General features: G+C 67.2%; 20 protein-coding genes, 2 tRNA genes and 1 riboswitch. Of the genes, 21 read left to right on the plus strand and 1 reads right to left on the minus strand.

Annotated elements, in window-relative coordinates:
* Positions 1–2: 2 nt before the first annotated feature.
* The 3 genes from C8D78_RS00335 to ndk are packed head-to-tail and all read left to right on the plus strand — an operon-like array spanning position 3 to position 2,308.
* Complete coding sequence (locus C8D78_RS00335; RefSeq protein ID WP_120949923.1) at positions 3–1,361, plus strand: bifunctional folylpolyglutamate synthase/dihydrofolate synthase; 1,359 nt, start codon at positions 3–5, stop codon at positions 1,359–1,361.
* 3 nt (positions 1,362–1,364) lie between these two features.
* Positions 1,365–1,841, plus strand: coding sequence for a DUF4233 domain-containing protein (locus C8D78_RS00340; RefSeq protein WP_120949924.1), 477 nt, complete (start codon positions 1,365–1,367; stop codon positions 1,839–1,841).
* A gap of 53 nt (positions 1,842–1,894) precedes the next feature.
* The gene (gene ndk / locus C8D78_RS00345) at positions 1,895–2,308 is read left to right on the plus strand and encodes a nucleoside-diphosphate kinase (RefSeq protein ID WP_120949925.1); all 414 of its coding nucleotides are present in this window, start codon (positions 1,895–1,897) and stop codon (positions 2,306–2,308) included.
* Positions 2,309–2,404: 96 nt separating this feature from the next.
* Here ndk and C8D78_RS00350 read toward each other — a convergent pair whose 3' ends face one another.
* Entirely contained in the window at positions 2,405–3,076 is a 672-nt protein-coding gene (locus C8D78_RS00350) for a vitamin K epoxide reductase family protein (RefSeq protein WP_120949926.1), read from the minus strand.
* A 496-nt stretch (positions 3,077–3,572) separates the two neighbouring features.
* Here C8D78_RS00350 and C8D78_RS00355 point away from each other — a divergent pair, with 496 nt between their 5' ends.
* The 18 genes from C8D78_RS00355 (at position 3,573) to C8D78_RS00440 (ending at position 22,270) form a co-directional block, all read left to right on the plus strand.
* Positions 3,573–6,797: an Rne/Rng family ribonuclease gene (locus tag C8D78_RS00355; RefSeq protein ID WP_120949927.1), complete on the plus strand. Its 3,225-nt coding sequence runs from the start codon at positions 3,573–3,575 to the stop codon at positions 6,795–6,797.
* Between the two features lie 177 nt (positions 6,798–6,974).
* A riboswitch (TPP riboswitch) is annotated at positions 6,975–7,072 on the plus strand.
* Between the two features lie 36 nt (positions 7,073–7,108).
* A complete protein-coding gene (locus C8D78_RS00360) occupies positions 7,109–8,728 on the plus strand; it encodes a PfkB family carbohydrate kinase (protein ID WP_425266670.1) in 1,620 nt (539 codons plus the stop codon).
* Positions 8,729–9,121: 393 nt separating this feature from the next.
* Positions 9,122–9,430, plus strand: coding sequence for a 50S ribosomal protein L21 (rplU, locus tag C8D78_RS00365; protein WP_018773353.1), 309 nt, complete (start codon positions 9,122–9,124; stop codon positions 9,428–9,430).
* A 61-nt stretch (positions 9,431–9,491) separates the two neighbouring features.
* Positions 9,492–9,755: a 50S ribosomal protein L27 gene (rpmA, locus tag C8D78_RS00370; protein WP_120949928.1), complete on the plus strand. Its 264-nt coding sequence runs from the start codon at positions 9,492–9,494 to the stop codon at positions 9,753–9,755.
* Between the two features lie 117 nt (positions 9,756–9,872).
* Positions 9,873–11,459 (plus strand): GTPase ObgE, encoded by a 1,587-nt coding sequence (gene obgE, locus C8D78_RS00375; RefSeq protein WP_120949929.1) that lies wholly within the window; start codon positions 9,873–9,875, stop codon positions 11,457–11,459.
* Positions 11,449–12,645, plus strand: coding sequence for a glutamate 5-kinase (proB, locus tag C8D78_RS00380; RefSeq protein WP_244208165.1), 1,197 nt, complete (start codon positions 11,449–11,451; stop codon positions 12,643–12,645). Before obgE ends, proB begins: the two co-directional genes overlap by 11 nt.
* A 26-nt stretch (positions 12,646–12,671) precedes the next feature.
* Positions 12,672–14,066 carry a glutamate-5-semialdehyde dehydrogenase gene (locus C8D78_RS00385; protein WP_120949930.1) on the plus strand — a complete coding sequence of 465 codons (1,395 nt, stop codon included), beginning with the start codon at positions 12,672–12,674 and terminating at the stop codon, positions 14,064–14,066.
* 80 nt (positions 14,067–14,146) lie between these two features.
* The gene (locus C8D78_RS00390) at positions 14,147–14,386 is read left to right on the plus strand and encodes a hypothetical protein (protein WP_120949931.1); all 240 of its coding nucleotides are present in this window, start codon (positions 14,147–14,149) and stop codon (positions 14,384–14,386) included.
* A gap of 55 nt (positions 14,387–14,441) precedes the next feature.
* Entirely contained in the window at positions 14,442–15,122 is a 681-nt protein-coding gene (gene nadD / locus C8D78_RS00395) for a nicotinate-nucleotide adenylyltransferase (RefSeq protein ID WP_244208239.1), read from the plus strand.
* 7 nt (positions 15,123–15,129) lie between these two features.
* A complete protein-coding gene (locus tag C8D78_RS00400; protein ID WP_120949933.1) occupies positions 15,130–16,317 on the plus strand; it encodes a hypothetical protein in 1,188 nt (395 codons plus the stop codon).
* Between the two features lie 186 nt (positions 16,318–16,503).
* Positions 16,504–16,905 (plus strand): ribosome silencing factor, encoded by a 402-nt coding sequence (gene rsfS / locus C8D78_RS00405; RefSeq protein ID WP_120949934.1) that lies wholly within the window; start codon positions 16,504–16,506, stop codon positions 16,903–16,905.
* Between the two features lie 153 nt (positions 16,906–17,058).
* Positions 17,059–17,131: transfer RNA gene (locus C8D78_RS00410), tRNA-Ala, on the plus strand.
* A gap of 197 nt (positions 17,132–17,328) precedes the next feature.
* Positions 17,329–17,401 (plus strand) — tRNA-Ala (locus tag C8D78_RS00415).
* Positions 17,402–17,631: 230 nt separating this feature from the next.
* Positions 17,632–18,453, plus strand: a complete 822-nt coding sequence (locus C8D78_RS00420) for an amino acid ABC transporter substrate-binding protein (protein ID WP_120949935.1) — start codon at positions 17,632–17,634, stop codon at positions 18,451–18,453.
* Between the two features lie 36 nt (positions 18,454–18,489).
* Positions 18,490–19,155 carry an amino acid ABC transporter permease gene (locus tag C8D78_RS00425; protein ID WP_208641828.1) on the plus strand — a complete coding sequence of 222 codons (666 nt, stop codon included), beginning with the start codon at positions 18,490–18,492 and terminating at the stop codon, positions 19,153–19,155.
* Positions 19,142–19,939 (plus strand): amino acid ABC transporter ATP-binding protein, encoded by a 798-nt coding sequence (locus C8D78_RS00430; protein WP_120949936.1) that lies wholly within the window; start codon positions 19,142–19,144, stop codon positions 19,937–19,939. Before C8D78_RS00425 ends, C8D78_RS00430 begins: the two co-directional genes overlap by 14 nt.
* A gap of 73 nt (positions 19,940–20,012) precedes the next feature.
* On the plus strand, positions 20,013–20,372 hold the full coding sequence (locus C8D78_RS00435) for a zinc ribbon domain-containing protein YjdM (protein WP_120949937.1): 360 nt from the start codon (positions 20,013–20,015) through the stop codon (positions 20,370–20,372).
* Positions 20,373–20,830: 458 nt separating this feature from the next.
* A complete protein-coding gene (locus tag C8D78_RS00440; RefSeq protein ID WP_147429501.1) occupies positions 20,831–22,270 on the plus strand; it encodes an LGFP repeat-containing protein in 1,440 nt (479 codons plus the stop codon).
* Positions 22,271–22,347: the final 77 nt, after the last annotated feature.

Raw genomic sequence — 22,347 nt, forward strand, 5'->3', positions numbered from 1 at the left:
CCATGACCGACGAATTCTCCGTAGAAAGCGTCTACGCCGAGCTGCTGGGCCGGGCGCCGGAAAACAAGATGGAGCCGCGGCTCGCCCCGCTGTTCCGGGCCATGGAAATCCTGGGGGAGCCGAACAAGGCGTTCCCGATCATCCACGTCACCGGCACCAACGGCAAGACCTCCACAGCCCGGATGATCGAGGCCGGGCTGCGCGCCCACGGCCTGAGCACCGGCCGCTACACGAGCCCGCACCTGTCCAAGGTCACCGAACGGATCAGCATCGACGGCGCCCCGGTGCCGGACGAGACCTTCGTCCGGATCTGGGACGAGATCCGGCCGTACCTGCAGATCGTGGACAGCGAACTCGAGGCCGCGGGCCAGCCCCGGCTGACCTACTTCGAGGCCCTGACGATCCTGGGCTTCGCGGTCTTCGCCGACCAGCCGGTCAACGTCGCCGTCATCGAAGTGGGCCTGGGCGGCATCACCGACGCCACGAACGTCGGCGACGGCCAGGTGGCCGTGGTCACCCCGATCTCCCTGGACCACACCGAACTCCTCGGCGACACCACCGGGGACATCGCCTACGAGAAGGCCGGCATCATCAAGCCCGGCGGCTTCCTCGTCAGCGCGGCGCAGCCGGTTGACGCGGCCCAGGTCCTGCTGGAGAAGGCCAAGGAGGTCAACGTGCCGTTCCGCTTCGAGGGCGTGGAGTTCGGCGTCGAATCCCGCACCGTCGCGGTCGGCGGCCAGATGGTCACCATCCAGGGCATCGCCGGCCGCTACGAGGACCTGCTGGTGCCGCTGCACGGCGCGCACCAGGCCGAGAACGCCGCCGTCGCGATCGCCGCGCTGGAAGCATTCTTCGGCGGCGAAAAGGCGATCGACGCCGAGATCCTCCAGGAGGCCTTCGCCTCTGTCACCTCCCCGGGCCGGCTCGAGGTGGTCCGCACCTCGCCGACCATCATCGTCGACGCGGCACACAACCCGGAAGGCATCCGGGTTTCCGCCGAGGCCATCCACGAGGCCTTCAATTTCACCAAGCTCGTGGTGGTGGTCGGCGTGCTGCGGGAGAAGGACGCCGAGGAGATCCTCCGCCAGCTCAAGGAATCCCTGGGCGGCCTCGCCACGGAATACTGCTTCACCGAGTCCAACTCGCCCCGTGCCGTGCCGGCGGAGGACCTCGCCGAGATCGCGGTTGACCTCGGCTTCGGCGAGGAGAACATCCATGTCGCCGCGAAGCTCGATGACGCCATCGAATGGGCCGTGGAACGCGCCGAGGCCGATGACGAACTCGCTGGCGGGGTCCTCGTGACCGGTTCCATCACGCTCGTCGCGGACGCCCGGATCCTGCTGGGAAAGGCGGACGCGTAAGCGATGGCCAAGCTCACCAAAGCCCAGCGCGAATGGCGCCCGGGCATGCCCAAAAAGCGGCGCTCCACCAAAGTCATGTTCGCGTCCACGGTTCTGCTGCTGGAAGCCTTCGTGGTGCTCTTCGGCACACTGGCCGTCTTCGGACTGCACCGGAACGAGTTTCCTGCCGGCCTGGTCTTCTCCGTGGGGATCGGGCTGTGCCTGGTGTTCGTGTTCACCTGCGCCGTCCTCTCCAAACCGTGGGGGGTGGCCCTGGGCTGGATCCTGCAGCTCGTCCTGATCCTGGCCGGCATCGTGGAACCGGCGATGTACCTGGTGGGGGCGCTCTTCGCCGTTGCCTGGTGGTACGGCATCCGGACCGGCATCCGGATTGACCGGGAAGCGGCCCAGCGGGAGCGCGAGCAGGCCGACTGGGATGCGGCCCACCCGGCTGACAGCGGGCCGGATCAATCGCCCGAGGCCGGTGCCCGGAACGCGTAGCACGCACCCCGTAGACTTGACCCGAACCCCCACCCCAACACATTGGAGCAGCTGTGAGCATTGAGCGCACCCTCGTCCTGATCAAGCCCGACGGCGTCGCCCGCAACCTGTCCGGCACCATCCTCGGCCGGATCGAAGCCAAGGGCTACACCCTGGCCGAGCTCAAGAAGGTCGACGCCACCCGCGAGTTGCTGGAGCAGCACTACGAGGAGCACGTCGGCAAGCCGTTCTACGAGCCGCTGGTTGAATTCATGCTCAGCGGCCCCGTGGTCGCCGCGATCTTTGAGGGACACCGCGTGATCGAGGGCTTCCGCAGCCTGGCCGGCACCACGGACCCGACGACGGCGGCGCCCGGCACCATCCGCGGCGACTTCGGCCGCGACTGGGGCCTGAAGGTCCAGCAGAACCTGGTCCACGGCTCGGATTCGGTGGAGTCCGCCGAGCGTGAGATCAAGATCTGGTTCTAGGGGATTCCCTGGCCCGCATCCGCCGATAAACAGATAAGGCCAATGTCCGCGTGCGGACATTGGCCTTATCTGTCGCCTCCCGGCGTCTGCGTCTGCTCAGTAGCCGGAGGTCCCGATGAAGACCTGGATGAAGGCGAAGAAGATCGTGGCGATGACGGCGACGTACAGCAGCGCCGTGATGATCCAACCGGCGTCGCCCAGAACTTTGGTGGGGCCGGCGGGCAGGGCGATCACGCCGTGGGAGATGTTGCGAACGCTCACCCACACAAACAAGGGAATCATGATGGCCCAGACGATCATGCAGAACGGGCAGAGGATGTGGATGGCGTACAGGGCCTGGGACCAGAGCCAGACCACAAACGCGAAGCCCAGCGTCACGCCCGCCTGAAGTCCCAGCCAATACCACCGGGCGAATTTGGCGCCGGCAAGGATGCCCATCGCCGTGGTGATGATCACCGCGAAGGCGACAATCCCGATGAACATGTTCGGGAAGCCGAACACGGAACTTTGCGGCGTCTGCATGACCTGGCCGCAGGAGATCCACGGATTAACGTCACAGACCGTGACGTGGTGCGGGTCCTTCAGGACCTCCAGCTTCTCCAGGACCAGAGCGCCGGAGGCGAGCCAGCCGATTGCGCCGGTGAGCAGCAGGAGCCAGGCGAAGGGGCGGTCACGGGTCATCTTGGGAAGTGACCGGGCCTCCGGGGCCGCGCCGGACCCCGGTTGGTGCACGGTCGCGTCGCCGGCGGTGCTGGAGATGCTGGGCATGGAATTTAGGTCCTCTTTTGATCGTTTTGACCGGGTGCTTCTGGCCCTGATTCTAACGCCGCAGGCTGGGCGCCGCAGCAGAAGAGGCCGCCGGGGGCCCGCCGGTCGCCTCCCTCGGCGGCGGCTGATTCACTTCCGGGGCCGCCTACGCCAGCTTTGACGGCGCTTGTGAGACAATGAACGTGGCTGGAACCCGATCCACATCCGGATTCCGGTCCGGCGATTTTGTTTCAAGACCGCCAATGATGAGCAGGGAGCTGAGGATCCACTGATCCCAGCTGTCCCGCAATGCCATTGGACGGCACCTGGTTGTGGCGTGTAGGTCAACGGGTTCCACAAACAATCTCGCCGGCCCTCCAGGGCTGCCGCACCCCACTGCCGGTGCGAACCTGAGGGTATCCAATTGACTTCTGTCAATGCCTGCGGGTGTTGACGCATATTTGCCCCAACGGGCGCCGAATGTGGCGGCGCATCAGGGGCAGGAGTGTCGCCACATATGGATAATGACCAGGTTATAGCCGGTAACGAAGAACTAGTAGTTGCCGAGGGAACTCAAGAGACGACTGTCACCGCAGTCGCGGACGCTCCGGTCGCGCCGAAGAGGGCCGTCCGGACCCGCCGCAAGGCACCCCTCCCGAAGGTCGACGACGCCGCGGCCGCGGAGGCCGTGGCCGAAGCCACCGCCCTGGCCGCTGAGGCCGGCTCGGACGAACCCGTCGCCGGCGAATCAGTCGAAAAGACAGTTGCACCCGAGACCAAGGCAAAGGCACCCGCCCGGCGCACCCGCGCCCGCAAGCCGGTTGCCGCACCGGAACCCCTGCCCGCGTTCGCCGAAGAGCCAGCCACCACTGCCCCCGCCGCTGCCACGGCCCCGGCAGCGGCCGAAGCCGAGGTGACCGCCGACGCCGGCGCCGCCGCGGAGAAGCCGGTCCGGCGCCGGGCCAGCCGGGCGAAGGCCGCCCCGAAGGCCGAGGAAGCTTCCGCAGCGGCAGCCGAGGAAGCCGTCGCCGAAGAGGCAGCCGCCGAAGAAGCCCCCGCGAAAGCAGAAACGACAACGAAGGCACCAGTGACGGCGCAGGCCGCCGAGGCGGACCAGCCGGTGGAAAGCCCGGCCGCATCCCTGTTCATGGAACCCGGAACCCTCACATCCGTGATCTTCCAGGCCCCCGATCTCAGCACTGTGGTGCGCCCGGTGCCCGCTGCCGCAGCAGCGGAGGCCGAGGAGGAAGAAGGCGACGAGGACGAGGACGCCGGAAGCCGCCGTCGCCGCCGCAGCCGCGGACGGCGGGGCCGCACCCGCACCTCCGCCGAGTCCGGCACCGACGCCGAAGGCTCCCTTGAAGGCACGGACGAAGAGGGCGACGAGGGCCAGGAAGACACGCTGGAAGACGGCGTGACCTCCCGCCGGCGCCGTCGTCGCCGCCGCGGCGAACAGGACCTGGAGCTGACCGGCGGGGGAGACGACGATCCGCCCAACACCGTGACCCGCGTCCGCGCCCCGCGTGCGCTGGCCGAGACGCCGGTCAACAACCGCGTCACCTCGGTCAAGGGCTCCACCCGCCTCGAGGCCAAGAAACAGCGCCGCCGCGAATCCCGGGACACCGGCCGCCGCCGCACAGTCATTACCGAGGCAGAGTTCCTGGCCCGGCGCGAATCCGTGGACCGGCAGATGATCGTCCGCCAGCGCGACGACAGAATCCAGATCGGCGTCCTCGAAGACGGCGTCCTGGCCGAGCACTTCGTGTCCAAGACCCAGCAGGATTCCCTGATCGGCAACGTCTACCTGGGCAAGGTCCAGAATGTGCTGCCCTCCATGGAAGCCGCATTCGTGGACATCGGCCGCGGCCGCAACGCCGTGCTTTACGCCGGTGAAGTGAACTGGGAGTCCGTCAACCTCGAAGGCAAGCAGCGCAGGATAGAGAACGCGCTCAAGTCCGGCGACTCCGTCCTGGTCCAGGTCACCAAGGACCCGGTCGGCCACAAGGGCGCCCGTCTCACCAGCCAGATCTCGCTGCCCGGCCGCTACCTCGTGTACGTGCCCGGCGGCTCGATGACCGGCATCTCCCGCAAGCTGCCCGACGTCGAACGCAACCGCCTGAAGCGGATCCTCAAGGACCGCCTGCCCGAGGACGCGGGCGTCATTGTCCGCACCGCGGCCGAGGGCGCGTCCGAGGAAGAGCTGACGCACGACATCAACCGCCTGCGCGCACAGTGGGAAGGGATCGAGAGTCAGGCCACGTCGACCAAGATCCTGGCCCCGGAGCTGCTCTACGGCGAACCGGACCTGACCATCAAGGTTGTCCGCGATGTCTTCAACGAGGACTTCTCCAAGCTGATCGTCTCCGGCGAGGAGGCTTGGGACACCATCGAGGCCTACGTCACCTACGTGGCGCCGGACCTCGTGGGCCGGCTGGAGAAGTGGACCAAGGACACGGACATCTTCGCTGCCTGGCGCATCGACGAGCAGATCCACAAGGCCCTGGACCGCAAGGTCTTCCTGCCCTCCGGCGGTTCCCTCGTGATTGACCGCACCGAGGCCATGACCGTGGTGGACGTCAACACCGGCAAGTTCACCGGCAGCGGCGGCAACCTCGAGGAAACTGTCACCAAGAACAACCTGGAGGCGGCCGAGGAGGTCGTCCGGCAGCTGCGCCTGCGCGACATCGGCGGGATCATCGTGATCGACTTCATCGACATGGTGCTCGAATCCAACCGCGATCTCGTGCTGCGGCGCATGGTGGAGTGCCTGGGCCGGGACCGCACCAAGCACCAGGTGGCCGAGGTAACCTCGCTGGGCCTTGTGCAGATGACCCGCAAGCGAATGGGCACCGGGTTGCTGGAAGTCTTCGGCGAGCAGTGTGAAGCCTGCGCTGGCCGCGGAATCGTCACGCATGACGAGCCCGTCGAGCACCGCCGTGCCAACACTGTCGCCGCGGAGCACTACGTGCCGCGCGCCGAGGCCGCGCCTGCCGCCCGGACCGAGCGCAAGAGCCGGCGTCGCGGCCGGGGAGGCCAGGGCCCGGAGTCCGTGCCGTCCACGCCGGCCGCCGTCCACGCCGAGCCCACCGAGGCAGAACGCCACGCCAAGGCTGAAGCCACGCGTGCCGCGCTGGCGAACATCGCCGCCGCGGCACACGCCGCCCACCTGCACGACGGTGAGGCAGCCGCCGTCAGCGACGCCGGTGCCCGCCAGGCCGCCGTCGACGCCGTGACCAAGTTCGCGGCCACGGAGGAGGCGGCCGGCCGGCCCGCGACCGTGCTGACGTTCGGCGGCGAGGAAGTGGCGTTGCCCTTCGTCGAGCACGGCGAGGACACGCCGGCACCGTCCCTGACCCTGGATCTGCTGACCGAGGCCTTCGCCAACCTGGGCGATGCCGAGGCAGCCAAGCAGGGCCAGACCCGGGACGCCGCGGCTCCGCAGGCACCCGCATCCGCCACCGCCCCCGCCCAGGCGCCGGAAGCCGTACCGGCTGCCGAGGCTTCAGCGGCGGCTTCGGACACCGCGACGCCGCGCGGCCGCCGCGGGCGCCGCAACCGCAGCGCCAGCCGAGCCCAGGGGGCGGCCAACGAGACGTCCGTGGAGCATCGCGAGGCGACCCGCTCCGCCGCGGCCGGAACGGTGCACGAGGCCAAGGCGCCCGCCGCGGCCAAGCCGGCAGGCATCCCCGCAGGGAACGAGCCGATCATCCTCGGGGTCGGGGTGCCGGCCTCGGAACTGTAGTCCCGCAGCCGTAGGACCGTAGCCGTTGGGCCGCACTGACCGGGCACTTTTCACGCCTTGTCAGACCTCGGGCTGAACGCGCAGCGGGCCCGGCCCGGACCGGACGTAACATACGTCCGCTCCGAGCCGGGCCCGTCCCGGCTTAACCGGTCAGCCCGGCCGCAGCGGCTAGGCTGGAGTCCTGACACGGGGTGCCGCGCATCGGGCCGGCTGAGATCCAGACCCGTTGAACCTGTCCGGTTAGCACCGGCGAAGGGATGTCTGACGTGCCCGCACCATCGAATCCGTCCGAGTTTCTGCCCAGCGGGTTTCTGCCCGGGTACCTGCCAGCCGGGACGCGTCCGGCCGCGCCGCCCCGCATTCCCCGCGTGCTGGCCATCGCCGGCTCGGACCCGTCCGGCGGGGCCGGGATCCAGGCCGACCTGAAAAGCATTGCGGCCAACGGCGGCTACGGCATGGCCGCCATCACGGCCCTCACGGCGCAAAACACCCAGGGCGTGCGCGCCGTCCACGTGCCCCCGGCGGCGTTCCTCACCGCACAGCTGGACGCAATCAGCGACGACATCGTCATCGATGCGGTGAAGATCGGCATGCTCGGCGACGCCGCGGTGATCGGCGCCGTCCACAGCTGGCTCGAAAAGGTGCGCCCCGCCGTCGTGGTCCTGGACCCGGTCATGGTCGCCACCAGCGGCGACCGGCTCCTGCAGGAGTCGGCCGAGGCTGCCCTGCAGGCGCTCCTGCCGCTGGCGGACCTCATCACGCCGAACCTCGCCGAGCTCGCCATCCTGCTCAAGGAGCCTGCCGCGGAGGACTGGGCGGAGGCCCTGGCCCAGGGCAAGCGGCTGGCCGCCCGGACCGGGACCACCGTCCTCGTCAAGGGCGGACACCTCCCGGCCGGCCCGTCCGAGGACGCCGTCCCCGGGGACGGACGCCCCGGCGGCGACGCCGGTGGCGGGACCGGCCCGGGCGCGGGGTGCCCGGACGCGCTGGTCAACACCGGCGGGCTGCTGGGCCAGGAGACCGTGGTGGTGCCGGGGGAGCGGATCGCCACGCGCAACAGCCACGGCACCGGTTGTTCGCTGTCCTCGGCCATGGCCACCGTGCAGGCCCGGGTGGGGGACTGGGAAGCGGCGCTGCGCGAGGTCAAGCCGTGGCTGCTCGGCGCGCTCCGCGAGGCGTCGGCCCTGGAGGTCGGCACCGGCAACGGCCCGGTTCATCACTTCCATCACGTGCAGGGACCCGCACACGGCCCTGGCGGCCGGCACAGCCAGGGTCCCGCGGAAGGTGAGTTCGCCGCAGCCCTGCGCGCCGGGGCCGCGGGCGATCTGGCGGCCATTTACGGCCTGGAGTTCATCCGCGGGCTGGCCGACGGAACCCTGCCCGAGCACGAGTTCGCCTACTATCTGGCCCAGGACGCCATCTACCTCAACGGCTACTCACGGGTCCTGGCCCGCGCCGCCGCCATCGCCCCGACTGAGGCGGAACAGCTGTTCTGGGCCCGTTCGGCGCAGACTTGCCTGGAAGTCGAGTCCGAACTCCACCGCTCCTGGCTGCGGACCCGCCCCACGGCACCCGTCCTGGGCCCGGTGACCAAGTCTTACGTGGACCACCTGCTGGCCGCCTCGGTGTCCGGCAGCTACGGGGTCCTCACGGCCGCGGCGCTGCCGTGTTTCTGGCTCTACGCCGAGGTCGGCTCCACCCTGCACCGGGAGTTCCTGGCCGCCGGCGCACCGGAGGCGCACCCCTACGCGGCCTGGCTGCGGACCTACGCCGACGAGGACTTTGCCGCCGCAACCCGGCAGGCGATTGCCTACACGGATGCGGCCGCCAGGCGCGCCTCGGACGGCGAGCGGGAGGCCATGGCGCTGGCATTCCGGCAGTCTTCGCGGTACGAGGTGGACTTCTTCGACGCGCCGAGGCTGCACGCCTGAACCGACCGGGCGTTCGCAGCCGGTAGGATGGTGGGGCACGGTTCCGGTAGTCGTTGCGGCTTCACATCGTTGAGAGCATGGTCAAGATCCTGTCGAGACCACTGCATCACTGCGGTGTGGCGCCTATCACGGACTACCCGCCGGAACCAGCCTCATTTGCGGCCGAAGGCAAAATTAGCGTATTCTAGATCTTCGGTGCTTACGCCAACACTTGGGTTATGACCCTGAGAACAGTCTGTTTGGAATTCCAAATGGATTTGTTCCGGGGGTAGCTCATGGGTTCCCCCGGGGAATCCACCGGCGTTGAGGCACAGCGTGAGCCGGTTCAAACAATTTGGGCCCAGGTTCCGCACGCAAATCTAGTAATAAACGTCGAGAGAAGTGAGTTCCCCAGTGGTGTACGCGATTGTCCGCGCAGGCGGCCGCCAAGAGAAGGTTTCCGTTGGAGACTTCGTTACCCTGAACCGCGTCCCCGGTGGAGCCGGCAGCACCTTTGAGTTGCCCGCACTGCTCCTGGTGGACGGTGACAAAGTCACGTCTGCTGCTGCGGACCTGGCCAAGGTAACGGTTACGGCTGAGATCCTCGAAGACCTTCGTGGTCCGAAGATCGTCATCCAGAAGTTCAAGAACAAGACCGGTTACAAGAAGCGTCAGGGCCACCGTCAGGAACTGACCAAGGTCAAGATCACCGGTATCAAGTAACTCCTCGTTACTGTTCAGGTTCCAGCAGATTCCCCAGAATTTTTGAAGGCAGGCATTCCAAATGGCACATAAAAAAGGCGCGAGTTCCACTCGCAACGGTCGTGACTCCAACGCCCAGTACCTCGGCGTCAAGCGCTTCGGTGGCCAGGTAGTTTCCGCAGGCGAGATCATCGTCCGCCAGCGCGGCACCCACTTCCACCCGGGTGCAGGCGTAGGCCGCGGCGGCGACGACACCCTGTTCGCCCTGACCCCCGGTGCTGTCGAGTTCGGCACCCGCCGTGGCCGTCGCGTTGTGAACATCGTGACTGCTGCAGCTGCAGAGTAACAACACGTTCTTTATCGGTGGGGCGGGCCAATAGGTCCGCTCCACCGGTGTTTTAACCGCATTACAATCATCTTGGGTCCCTTTGGGAACCCGGGGAACAGCACTGAGGAGATCCACGTGGCTAGCTTTGTAGACCGGGTAGTACTGCACGTATCCGGCGGTACCGGCGGCCACGGCTGTGTCTCCGTTCACCGCGAGAAGTTCAAGCCGCTCGGCGGTCCCGACGGCGGCAACGGCGGCAACGGCGGCGACGTCATCCTGCGCGTCGACCCCCAGACGACCACCCTGCTCGACTACCACCACGCTCCCCACCGGCACGCCACCAACGGCGGTCCCGGCATGGGCGACTGGCGCGCGGGCAAACACGGCGAGACCCTGATCCTTCCGGTGCCCGTTGGCACCGTGGTCAAGTCCAAGTCGGGCGAAGTCCTCGCCGACCTCGTCACCGAAGGCGCCGAATACATCGCTGCCGCCGGCGGCATCGGCGGCCTCGGCAACGCCTCGCTCTCCTCTCAGAAGCGCCGCGCACCGGGCTTCGCGCTGCTCGGCATCGAGGGCGAGTCCAGCGACGTCGTCCTGGAACTGAAGTCCATCGCGGACATCGCCCTCGTCGGTTTCCCTTCCGCCGGCAAGTCCAGCCTCATCGCCGCGATGTCGGCCGCGCGGCCCAAGATCGCCGACTACCCCTTCACCACCCTGATCCCGAACCTCGGCGTCGTCCAGGCCGGCGACGTCCGGTTCACCATCGCCGACGTGCCGGGCCTCATCGAAGGCGCCAGCGAAGGCAAGGGCCTGGGCCACCACTTCCTGCGCCACGTCGAGCGCTGCGCCGCCCTGGTGCACGTCCTGGACTGCGGCACCCTCGAATCGGATCGTGACCCGCTTTCGGACCTCGCCATCATCGAAGCAGAACTCGAAAAGTACGCTGTGGACATGAGCTACAGCGGAACCGACGGCGAAGTCGTCCCGCTCAACCACCGCCCCCGGCTGGTCGCGTTGAACAAGGTCGACCTGCCCGACGGCAAGGACATGGCCGAGTTCGTCCGGCCCGAACTCGAAGCCCGCGGCTACAAGGTCTTCGAGATCTCAGCCACCAGCCACGAGGGCCTCCGCCAGCTCGGCTTTGCCATGGGAGAAATCGTCCAGGCCGCCCGCGACGCCCTCGCCGCCGCCCCGCCGAAGGTGCAGGCCCCTGTGCTGCGTCCCCGCGCGGTCAACGAATCCGGCTTCACGATCCGCCGTGAAGAGAAGAACCTCGAGCCGCTGTTCCGCGTCCTCGGCGACAAGCCCGTGCGCTGGGTCAAGCAGACCGACTTCACCAACGAGGAAGCGATCGGTTACCTCGCGGACCGCCTCGCCAAGCTCGGCGTCGAAAACGAACTCTTCAAGCAGGGTGCCGTGCCGGGCGACACGGTCGTCATCGGCGAAGACGACGGCGTCGTCTTCGACTGGGAGCCGACCATGATGGCCGGCGCCGAACTCCTCGCCGCACCGCGCGGCACTGACGTGCGCTTCGCCGACATCGGCGACCGCCCCACCCGCGGACAGAAGCGCGACGAGCAGGTCGAACGCCGCGAGGCCAAGGCCGCCGCCCGCGCCGAGCTCGAAGCCGAGCGCAAGGCCGGGATCTGGACCGAGTCCGTCAGCGGGCGTCGGCCCAAGCCGCTCAAGGAGAGTGGACTGGGCGAAACAGATGACGAGTAAAACCGTCACTGTGCACGGTGCGGCAGCAACAACGGATCCGCGCCGTGAAACGGACCCCGCTGCGTTCATCCCGGCCCCCGACCGGTCCGTGCTGTCTGCTGCCCGCCGGGTGGTCGTCAAGGTCGGATCGTCTTCACTGACGTCCATCAAGGGCGGCATCTCCGAAGAGGCCCTGACCGACCTCGCGGACGCCCTCGCCCACAAGCGCAACGCAGGCACGGAGATCATTCTCGTGTCCTCCGGCGCAATCGCCGCCGGGCTCGCCCCGCTTGGGCTGGCCAAGCGTCCCCGCGACCTCGCCACCCAGCAGGCCGCCGCGAGCGTGGGCCAGGGCCTGCTGATGGCCCGCTACACCCACGCCTTCGGAGCCCACGGCGTCACCGTCAGCCAGGTGCTCCTCACCGCCGAAGACTTCATGCGCCGCAGCCAGCACACCAACGCACTGCGCGCCCTCGACCGGCTCCTCAGCCTCGGCGTCGTGCCCGTGGTCAACGAAAACGACACCGTCGCCACCCACGAGATCCGCTTCGGCGACAACGACCGGCTCGCGGCCCTCGTGGCCCACCTGGTCCGCGCCGACGCCCTCGTCTTGCTCTCCGACGTCGACTCCCTCTACGACGGTCCGCCCGCACACGGCGCCAAGCGCATCTCCCATGTGGCCGGTCCGCAAGACCTCGAGGGGGTGACAATCGGACGCACCGGCAAAGCCGGGACCGGCACCGGGGGAATGGTCACGAAGGTCGAAGCGGCCACCATCGCCGCGGGCTCGGGCATCCCCGCCCTGGTCACGTCCACCGGGAACGCTGCCGCCGCACTGGCCGGCAAGGATGTGGGGACTTGGTTCGCCGTCAATGGCGCCCGCAAGCCGGTCCGGCTGCTCTGGCTGGCGCACCTCGCCTCCGTGGAGGGCACCCTGGTGCTCGACGACGGCGCCGTCACGGCCGTCCGCGACCGCCACACCTCGCTGCTGCCGGCCGGAATAGCCGCAGTGAAGGGCCGCTTCGAAGCCGGCGACGCCGTGGAGATGGTGTCCGCCGACAACACCGTGATCGCGCGCGGCCTCGTGAACTATTCCGCCGCTGAGCTGCCGCAAATGCTGGGCCGCTCCACGCACGAACTGGGCAAGGCGCTGGGCCGCGGATATGACCGCGAAGTTGTTCATGTTGACGATCTGGTGCTGGTCTAGGACCCCTGCTCGCCTAAACTGGAACCATGACTGAGGCCCTGACTTCCGCATCCGTGCCCGCCGCCGCGCCCGACACCAACGTCCCGGCCGGCAATCCCGGGTCCGCCCGGGGATTTGACGGCGCACCGGACCCTGCCCCCGCGGGGGCCGCGGCCACGCCGGCGGAAATCGAAGCTGCCGTCCATGCGATCGCGGACCGCTCCCGTAACGCCGCCCGGAAGATGGCGCACGCCAACCGCGCCTGGAAAGACCGGGGCCTGCGCGCCATCGGCAAGGCCCTGCTGGAACACAAGAACCTCATCCTGGCCGCCAACGCCAAGGACGTCGCGGCCGGCCGGGCCGGCGGCACGGGCGCCGCGCTGCTGGACCGCCTGACCCTGAACGAGCCGCGCATCACCGCCCTCGCCGCGGCACTGGAAAATCTGGCCACGTTGCCCGATCCGGTCGGGAACGTGGTGCGGGGCCAGACCCTTCCCAACGGGCTCCGCCTCCGCCAGATCAACGTACCCATGGGCGTGATTGCCGCCATCTATGAGGCCCGTCCCAACGTCACGGTGGATATTGCCGGACTGGCGCTCAAGAGCGGAAACGCCGTGATCCTGCGCGGGGGGTCCGCCGCCGCCGCCACGAACGCCGCCCTCGTCACTACCCTCCGGGATGCCCTGGAATCGGTGGGCCTGCCGGCGGACGCCGTCCAGACCGTCGACCAGTACGGCCGCGACGGCGCCAACGCCCTCATGCGGGCGCGGGGCCGCGTGGACGTGCTCATTCCCCGCGGCGGCCGCGAGCTCATCCAGACTGTCGTGACAAACTCCTCCGTCCCGGTCATCGAGACCGGCGAGGGTAACGTCCATATTTTCCTGGACGCCTCGGCCGGGGAAGACATGGCCGTGGACATCCTCCTCAACGCCAAAACCCAGCGGCCCAGCGTCTGCAATACTGTCGAGACGCTCCTGGTCCACTCCCAGTCCACCGTCCTCCCCGCCGTCGCGGCCGCACTGCGGGCTGCCGGGGTCAGGCTGCACGTGGACCAGCGCATCCGTGCCGCGCTGCCGGCGTCGATCGAATCCGTGCCAGCCACGGACGAGGACTGGGCCACCGAATACATGGATCTGGACCTGGCCGTGGCCATGGTGGACAGCCTCGACGAGGCGCTCCGGCACATCCGGAAGTTCTCGACCGGGCACACGGAAGCGATCCTGACCAACGACCTCGCCAACGCCGAGCGGTTCATCGCCGAAATCGACTCCGCGGCCGTGATCGTCAACGCCTCCACCCGCTTTACCGACGGCGGCGAGCTTGGCCTTGGTGCCGAGGTGGGGATTTCGACCCAGAAACTGCATGCCCGCGGCCCCATGGGGCTGACCGAGCTGACCACCACCAAATGGATCGTGCAGGGCGAGGGCCAGATCCGGGGCTAGCAACGCTGTAACATGGAACGGAAGACCGGAACGGCGGACACCTCCGCCGTCGTCAATTCTTAAACTCACTAGGGGAGAACATGCTGTCGCAGCAGATCGCCACTTTCGTCGCCGCAGCCGGCGAATCCGGCCACGAGGAACTCGCGCCGCTCATTGCACCGCCGTTTGTCATTGGCGGTTCCATGTTTTTGCTCCTCGTCGTCCTGCTGCTGATCACGCTGTCCTACTCCAACCTGGGCCGGCGTCACGAGGTCGTCGAAGAGCACTCGGACCCGCACCGCCAGCACCCGAACAAGCACGATCACAGCCAAGGCCACTAATATTTCCGCCACCATGAAGCAGCGCGGCGCTAAGCGCCGCCTGCGTCTGGGTGTGATGGGCGGCACGTTCGACCCGATCCATCACGGACACCTAGTCGCGGCCAGCGAGGTCGCGGCCAAGTTCGAGCTCGACGAAGTCGTGTTCGTCCCCACCGGCCAGCCTTGGCAAAAGATGGCCAAACAGGTCAGCGAAGCCGAGCACCGGTACCTCATGACCGTCATCGCGACGGCCTCGAACCCGCGCTTCACCGTGAGCCGGGTGGACGTGGACCGTCCGGGCCCGACCTACACGATCGACACCCTGCGCGATCTCCGCACCCTGCGCCCGGACGCCGATCTCTTCTTCATCACCGGCGCCGACGCCCTGGCCCAGATTTTGTCCTGGAAAGACATCGATGAACTCTGGTCCCTCGCGCACTTTGTGGGTGTAACCCGGCCCGGGCATGTCCTGGACGGCATGGGCCGCAAAGACGTAAGCCTGCTGGAGGTCCCGGCCATGGCCATTTCCTCCACGGACTGCCGCACCAGAGTGGCCGAGGGCAACCCCGTCTGGTATCTCGTCCCCGACGGCGTCGTCCAGTACATCGCAAAGTACGGGCTGTACCACACGCGTCACGACGCTGTCCGCCTCGATGCCCGTCACGCGGAGACCAGCAGGACCGGGAACGACGCGGAGCCCGACCCCGCACAGCACGATCCAGCCTTCGAGATAACCCAACCAGCCAGCACTGAATGAGTTTGCCATGAGTCAGGAACAGCCTCCCATCCGCAGCCGCCGCGAATTGCGGCAGGCCAGAGATGAACGCCTGGACACTGCCGGACCCGGCGAGCCGACCGAGGCCGAGATCACCGGCCGCAGCCGTCGGGTCTCCGACGCCCCCGCGGACTCCGTGCCCGACGCCCCCGCGGACTCCGTGCCCGCCGGCGCGGAGCGGTCCTCTCAGGTCCGCGCGCGGGACCGTGCCGCGCTGCGGACCATCAAGGAACTGGCTGAGAAGGAAGGCCACCTGGCGCAGGGAGGGCCGCCCACGCGCCGCCAGTTGCGGCTGCTGCAGCTCGCGGCCGAGACTGCCCCCGCCACCCAGGCCAACACCATTGTCCCGTCCTCGCCGCGGACCCGGGCTACCCCGGTTGTCCCCCCGGCTGTGAAGGACGCCGGCCGGAACGACACAGCCCCGGCGGCGGACGGCGTCGGACCCGGCGGTACAACGCCTCAGGACATGACCGTGGAGCAGGCCCTGGCCGCGCGCGAGCTTCTCGTGGAGCAGGCCAAGAACCAAATGGCCAAGATGGAGCCCATCGCGGCCACGGATCCTGACGCAGTAGATCCGGCCATCCTGGCCGAGCAGATCGCCATGGCCGAGCGGGCCGCGGTGCTGAACCGCCGCGCGGCTGCCAAGCAGAAGCTCGCCGAGCAAAACAGCCAGCCGGCAGCGCCGCGGAATGATCCCACCACGGCCAACAACCTGGCCATGGTGACACCTTTGGAGTTTGAGAAGGTCCCCGGCGTGGATCGGCCCGTCATGAAGCGCCCTGCCACGTCGTATGTGCCGGTCGTGACCAACCCGGGCCCCCGGGTGGACGCGCCGCGCAAACCCGGCCTGAGGCGCCCCGGACTGTCACGCCAGCGGGCCGCGGCCGCTGCTACGGGTTCTGCCGCTGGCAGGGCCGGCGTCCTGGCCCGGGCAGAAGCGGCCGCCAAAGCGGGCACCGCACGGCCGGCGGATGCCGCGGGGGCAACCGAGGAGAATGTGGTTGGCGGGCAGCCCGTGGCCGCGCATTCGGCCTACGGCCTCGATCCCCTGGACGCGGCCACGGCCGGCCTGGGCCGGGCACGTCGTCTGCGCATGCTGCAGCTGGGCGTCCTGGCCCTCGGGGTAGTTGCCCTCATCGCCGGCATCACGCTGATTGTCACCGGGCTGGCCCGCTAGGGGAGATCAGCCCGTGCCTACCACCGCGGAGCGCCAGTCCAGCCATCGGGCCCGGCTTCGCGCCCCGGCGCTCGAACAGAGCTTCCCTGTGAGGCGGCCAAGGTTCGACTCTTTGACCGCACATTTTCACCGCTTTGATCGCCAGAAATTTTTATCACCAGAATTTTCATCACTACAAGGAGTCCCGTGACTGCAACCGATTCATCCATCACTACTGCCCGCCATGCAGCCCGCGCTGCCTCGGAGAAGCTTGCCGAGGACATCGTGGCCCTGGACGTCAGCGAGCGGCTGGCCTTGGCCGACGTCTTCCTGATCGCCTCGGCCCCGAGTGAGCGCCAGGTCAACGCAATCGTGGACGGCATCGAAGACGAACTCGCCAAGTTCGATCAGAAGCCGGTCCGCCGCGAGGGCCGCTCCGGCGGACGCTGGGTGCTGCTGGACTATTCGAACGTGGTCATCCACGTCCAGCATGAGGAAGACCGCGTCTTCTACGCCCTCGAGCGGCTCTGGAAGGACTGCCCGGTGGTCGATCTTCAGCTCGGCGACGACGTGTCCGCCAAGGCCGCGGCCAGCACCGACACGGAGTAGTCAGCGGGCTCGCCGGCCGTGCCGAAATGGGCGAATATGCCCGATTTGGAATTTTCGGAATGGCTGGTCTAAGATATTTGAGTTGCTTCGGGGAGATCCGGCGGAAGACGGAACTTCACTCGTCACTAGACGTGGCCGGGGCAGCGAAAATTCGGGGCTGTGGCGCAGCTGGTAGCGCACCTGCATGGCATGCAGGGGGTCAGGGGTTCGAGTCCCCTCAGCTCCACCGGATAATCCGCCGGAATCGAAAGATTCCGGCGGATTTTTTTGTGTCCGCATTCTGTCCGAAAAGGTGCCATGCGGTCGCCGCGGGGCCATGCCGGGCAAAGAAAGTCACCGGCCGCCCCGCCGATTGGCGCAGGCGGCGATTCTGGTTTAGGCTATTCAGGTTGCTTCAGGGAAGACGGTTTTCCCGGCAAATGAGGGGCTGTGGCGCAGCTGGTAGCGCACCTGCATGGCATGCAGGGGGTCAGGGGTTCGAGTCCCCTCAGCTCCACGAACGAAGGGAACCACCGGAGACGGTGGTTCCCTTTTTTGTGCCCTTTTGCATCCAGCGATTTTCAGGCTGCCTTGAAGGTGCATCCGTCAAGACCGTCTCAGGACCGGACGTAACAATCTGTCATTTAGGGTCTTCACCCCGAGCGGGAGCTTGCTATCGTCGCTAGGAGACGGCCGCCATGCGGCTTTGCTGGAAGGCCATTTCCGGCTCCACGACTAAGGACCATCATGAAGCGCACAGGACTTTCCGTTATCGGCCTCATCGCAGCAGCAGGACTCGCCCTCGCGGGCTGCGGGTCTGCGTCCACCTCTCCGTCCAGCTCGGCGCCGGCGGCCGGCGCCGACACGTCCCTGAGCGACGTCAAGAGCTCAGGCGTGCTCAAGGTCGGCACGGAAGGCACCTACAAGCCGTTTACGTTCCACGCCAACGGCAGCGGCGAGCTGACCGGATACGACGTGGAAATCATGAACGCCGTCGCCGCGAAGCTGGGCGTGAAGCCGGCGTACCAGGAGACGCAGTTCGACGCCATCTTCGCCGGACTCGAGGCCAAACGGTTCGACGTCGTGGCCAACCAGGTGTCCATCACGGACGAACGCAAGGCGAAGTACGACTTCTCCACCCCCTACACGGTAAGCACGGGCGTGATCGTCACGAAGTCGGACAACAACGGCATCAATTCCTTCCAGGACCTGCAGGGCAAGACCACCGCGCAGTCCCTGACGAGCAACTGGTACAAACTGGCCCAGCAGAGCGGGGCAAACGTCGAGGCCGTGGAGGGGTGGGCCCAGGCGATCACGCTGCTAAAGCAGGGCCGTGTCGATGCCACCATCAACGACAAACTGACGTACCTGGACTCCCAGAAGACCAACGATGACGGCAGCATCAAGATTGCCGCGGAAACCACGGACAAGTCGCTGAGCGCCTTCGCCATGCGCAAGGGATCAACCACCCTGACGGAAGCCATCAACAAGGCCCTCGGGGAGCTTGCCGCGGACGGGACCCTGACGAAGATCTCCAAGAAGTACTTCGACGCCGACGTCTCGAAGTAGCCCGGTGCAGGCCGCTGAGGAACGCCGCGTGCCGGCATGAATATCCACTGGGATCTCGTCTGGTCTTCCCTGGGCCCCCTCCTGACGGGAGCCATTACGGGAACGATTCCGCTGGCGCTGGCGTCGTTCAGCCTGGGCCTGCTGCTGGCCCTGCTGGTCGCCCTCATGCGGCTGAGCCGCAATCGCGTGGTTTCCGCGGTCGCAAGGATCTACATCTCCGTGATCCGCGGAACCCCGCTGCTGGTCCAGCTGTTCGTCATTTTCTACGGCCTGCCCTCTGTCGGAATCACCATCAGCCCTTGGCCCAGTGCCATCATCGCGTTCTCGCTGAACGTCGGCGGCTATGCCGCCGAGGTCATCCGGGCGGCCATCCTGTCCGTCCCCAAGGGGCAGTGGGAGGCCGGGCACACCATCGGGATGTCTCGCCGGCAGACGCTGGTACGGATCATCTTGCCGCAGGCCGCCCGGGTATCGGTCCCGCCGCTGTCCAACACCTTCATCAGCCTGGTCAAGGACACCTCGCTGGCCTCGCTGATCCTCGTCACCGAGCTGTTCCGCGTTGCGCAGCAGGTGGCGGCCTTCAGCCAGGAGTTCATGCTGCTGTACCTGGAAGCGGCCGTGATCTACTGGGTCATCTGCCTCGTCCTGGCCGGCGGACAATCCGCCCTTGAGAAGAGATTGGACCGCTATGTCGCCCACTGAAACGCCGACGCCGGACTCCGCCACGCCGGACGCCGCCCTGTTGACGGTCACAGGCCTGCGCAAGGCCTTTGGCGACCATGTTGTGCTCAAATCCATCGATCTCGAGGTCCGCCGCGGCGAAGTTGTCACCTTGATCGGGCCCTCCGGATCAGGGAAAACGACCGTGCTGCGGTGCCTGAACGGCCTCGAGGTGCCTGACGCCGGCGTCGCGGAGTTCGCGGGGCAACTCACCGTGGACTTCTCCACTCCGGCGGCCAAAAAGCAGGTTTCCGCCCTGCGGGACCGCAGCGCCATGGTGTTCCAGCACTACAACCTCTTCCCGCACAAGACCGTCCTGGAGAATGTGATCGAGGGCCCGGTCCAGGTGCAGAAGCGGCCCAAGGCCGAGGCGATCCAGGACGCGCGGGAGCTGCTGGCCCGGGTCGGCCTCGCCGACAAGGAGAACAGCTATCCCTTCGAGCTGTCCGGCGGCCAGCAGCAGCGGGTGGGCATCGTGCGGGCACTGGCCCTGCGCCCGCAGCTGTTGCTCTTCGACGAGCCGACGTCGGCGCTGGACCCGGAGCTGGTGGGCGAGGTCCTGTCCGTCATCAAGGAACTGGCGGACGAAGGCTGGACCATGGTGGTGGTCACCCACGAACTCGCATTCGCCCGCGAGGTGGCCGATGAAGTCATCTTCATGGACGGCGGCGTGGTGGTCGAACGCGGCCACCCGGACACCGTCCTGCGTGACCCGCGGGAGGAACGGACCCGGCAGTTCGTGGACCGGCTGCTGAACCCGTTCTGACACGCTCCCACCCGGGGCGGTCCGCCAGCGAAGTCAACGCTAAAGTGCAACGGGGGCGACTAAACTTGGTCGGGTGAACGACTCCCTGCCTCCGTGCCCCGAATGCTCCAGCGAATACACCTATGAAATGGGGGCGCTCCTGGTCTGCCCAGAGTGCGCTCACGAATGGGCAGCGTCCGCGGAGACCGACACGGGCACCGGCGCGCCGGGGCCCGCTGTCGTCAAGGACGCGGTGGGCAACGTCCTCGCCGACGGCGACACCGTCACAGTGGTCAAAGACCTGAAGGTCAAGGGCAGCTCGACCGTGATCAAAGTCGGCACCAAGGTCCGCGGCATCCGTCTGGTCAACGGCGTGGGTGACCACGACATCGACTGCAAGGTGGACGGGGTAGGCCCCATGCAGCTCAAGTCCAGCGTCGTGAAGAAGATCTGAGTGGTCAAGAAGATCTGAGTCGTCAGAATGATCTGAGCAGCGGCGGCCCGGGTAGAAACTCCGTACAGATCCGAGTTGTCCCGCGTGGCCCCCTGCGCCCATTCAAGTAGCGGCCACATGGCCGTCGCCAGAACTCGAGTATTGGTTACGCGTGTGCCCAAAAGTCTCCGCCCTTAGGGTGGTGGTCATCGCCAGTTGCCAGGCGCAACTGGGCTGTCGGAAGCGGGTCTCTCACATGTGCAATCGGACCATCCCCTTGATCACATACGCACTCCCGCACGGCGGCACACCCGCGCCGTAATTTGCTGCACGGACTCCATGGACCGGGGCAAGCGGACCTGGGGTTTGGAGCGGCTTAGCCCGCTCGCTATTCAGTATTGGCTCGCTGTTCAGCATCGAACGGCGCCGGCTGCATCCCGGGAGCTGAACTACAGATCAAGATGGGGGAGGGCAGACTGATGGGAAAACTCTTTCGACTGTTTCTGGCCATTGCGCTCGGCATACCGCTGGCGGGGTCGCTTGCATTTAACGGCGCGCCGGCTTTAGCAGCCGCAGCCTGCACATCGGGCACGCCGGCGCCCGCCGATCCCTATCCCGGGACCACAGCGGCTGCCACGAACTTTGAGTCGGGCTCCTTGTCGCCGTTCACCTCCTTCACCGCGGTCACGGGAACGGTGTCCGTCTCCTCGGCCTTTTCGCACTCTCCGGGCTGCTCGGCATATCTGCATGCAACGACGGACAAGGGCTCAATCGCCAATATGTCGGTCGGGCTGGCCTCCGGGATGAAGGAAGCGTACGCGGACGGCTGGTTCGACATCACCAAAGAGGGCGTAGCGGGGAACAACGTTCCGTATTTCCGCTTCTTCTCCGGCGGCATCAGGTATGCCGACGTCTTCCGGGACAACGCCAGCCACGCCCTCGTGCTCCGGACGCTCGGGACGACGGGCGCGCAGCCGTACGTCTACAACACTCTGGTGCCAACTGTCGCCTTGGGCACCTGGCATCACCTGGTAATGCACGTCGTACCCAAAGGTGCGGCCACCGGGTTGCAGATCTGGTGGGACGGCAAATCCGTGTTTGCCCAAACGGTCAACATCAGCGCGACGACCTTCGACAAACTACAACTCGGGGCCGAGCACGATCAGCAGATGGGCGACATTTACGCCGACGATGTGATCGTCAACAGCGGCTCCGAGACTCCGGGGCCGGTGCCCGGTACGCTCCCCGGCGGAGGCGGGGGAGTGACGGTCCCGGCGGCGGCCGCCACCGCGATCAAGGCGGCTGCGGCCGCGAAGCCGGCCCTTGGATCGTCGACCGCATCGATCGTCTGCGGCCTGGTCAAGGGTGGTTGTTACCAGAGCTTCCAGGCCGGCGCCGTCCACTACGCCCCGGGCGTGGGGGCGTTCGCCACCTGGCGAGGCATCCGGACCGCCTGGGGCAAAGTGGGCTACGAAAAGGGCAAACTGGGGTACCCGACCGGCAACGAAGTCTGCGGGCTGCGCAACGGCGGTTGTTACCAGAGCTTCCAGGGCGGCACCATCCACTACGCTCCGGGCGTGGGGGCGTTCGCCACCTGGGGCGGCATCCGGACCGCGTGGGGCAAGGTGGGCTACGAAAAAGGCAAACTCGGGTACCCGCTCAGCAATGAAATCTGTGGGCTGCGCAACGGCGGTTGCTACCAGGGGTTCCAGGGCGGCACTATCCACTACGCTCCCGGCGTGGGGGCGTTCGCCACCTGGGGTGCCATTCGGGCCGCCTGGGGCACCCAAGGCTACGAAAGGGGACGGCTGGGCTATCCCACAACCAACGAGTTCCCCACCGGCGGCGGCAGCGTCGCGCAGAAATTTCAGGGCGGTCGGATCTCCTGGTCCCCGGGCACCGGCACCAAGATCACCTAAGTACACCGAAATTACTTAGGCCACCAGGATGACCTAGGCCACCAGGATGACCTAGGACACCAGGATGACCTACTCCA

It is taken from the genome of Arthrobacter oryzae, assembly GCF_003634095.1.
Classification (GTDB): Bacteria; Actinomycetota; Actinomycetes; order Actinomycetales; family Micrococcaceae; genus Arthrobacter; species Arthrobacter oryzae.